1 protein-coding gene is annotated in these 1347 nt (G+C 56.7%); it reads left to right on the forward strand.

What is annotated here, in order from left to right; genetic code table 11:
• The first annotated feature begins 52 nt into the window (after positions 1-52).
• Entirely contained in the window at positions 53-1189 is a 1137-nt protein-coding gene (locus tag NG895_RS08540; protein WP_252852059.1) for an IS701 family transposase, read from the forward strand.
• The last annotated feature ends 158 nt before the right edge of the window (positions 1190-1347 follow it).

The raw sequence follows: 1347 nt of genomic DNA on the forward strand, positions 1-1347 counted from the left end.
CAGAATTGCTCCGATCGGCTAAGCTTTGCTCACCATTAATCGGAGGGCAAGGATGCTCGATTCAACCTATTCGATGCGTTTTGCGGAGCTGATGGATCGGCTCTCGGTCCGTTTTTCTCGACGTGACTTGTGGCGGCAGGCAGAGTCCTACCTGCAAGGTTTGCTATCGCAGGTGCAGCGAAAGAATAGTTGGCAGCTTGCCGAAGCCACGGGCGCTGAAACTCCGCATGGATTTCAACGCCTGCTCGGTCGCGCGCGATGGAATGCCGAGGCTGTCCGCGATGACCTTCAAGCCTACGTCGCCGAGCACTTGAACGATCCGCAAGGCGTGCTCGTCGTCGATGAAACCGGCTTCTTGAAAAAGGGAGACAAGTCGGCCGGAGTATCCCGACAGTATTCTGGAACAGCTGGTCGCATCGAGAATTGCCAGATCGGCGTCTTCATGGCGTACCGCAGTCGGCACGGACACGCTTTGGTCGACCGTGAACTCTATCTTCCACGGTGCTGGACCGAAGACCGCCAGCGATGCGATGAGGCCGGGATTCCAGAAGAAGCCAGTTTCGCTACCAAGCCAGAACTCGCTCGTCGCATGCTGCGACGGGCTTTTGATTCAGATCTCCAAGCAAGCTGGGTGACCGCCGATGAGATCTACGGGCGTGACGCTTCGCTGCGAAAACTGCTAGAAAAACAGGGCCTGGGCTATGTCGTCGCGGTCTCCTGTCAGCAACACCTGTTTCTGAACGGTGGCCGTGCTCGGGTGGACCAGCATGTCCAAGGAATTTCCCCGCGGCAGTGGAAGGAGCTTAGTTGTGGTGCGGGGAGTAAGGGCCTCCGGTACTATCAATGGGCGTTTGTCCCTTTCGGCACGCCCACGGAACACGGCTTTCGCAGAGGCCTGTTGGTGCGACGATCGTTGAAGGATCCTGAAGAGCTGGCATACTATTTTACGCATGCCCCCAAGGGAACTACTTTAAAGAAGTTGGTTCAAGTGGCCGGTTGCCGCTGGGCCATTGAAGAGTGCTTTGAACAGACCAAACAGGAGGCCGGACTGGACGAATACGAAGTCCGCAGTTGGACCGGTTGGTATCGGCATATCACCTTGTCGATGTTCGCCCACGCCTTCTTGTCAGTGGTGCGAGCGAAAAGCAACTCGCCGGCGATGAAAAAAAGAACCTTGCAGCCGAGCTGATTCCGCTCACCGTCCCTGAAGTGCGACGACTTCTGGGAAAGCTGGTATGGGAACATCAGCCCCCTCCCCACCGGGTACTCGCCTGGTCGACATGGAGAAGAAAACACCAAGCAATTGCTCGAAAATGCCACTACAAAGCCCGTGGACACCCGATGGTG

Origin of the sequence: Aeoliella straminimaris, assembly GCF_024054565.1 — a bacterium.
GTDB classification, from domain to species: Bacteria; Planctomycetota; Planctomycetia; order Pirellulales; family Lacipirellulaceae; genus Aeoliella; species Aeoliella straminimaris.

Coding starts and splice junctions, on each gene's coding strand:
- NG895_RS08540 (WP_252852059.1), top strand. CDS start 53: ATGCTCGATTCAACCTATTCGATGCGTTTTGCGGAGCTGATGGATCGG.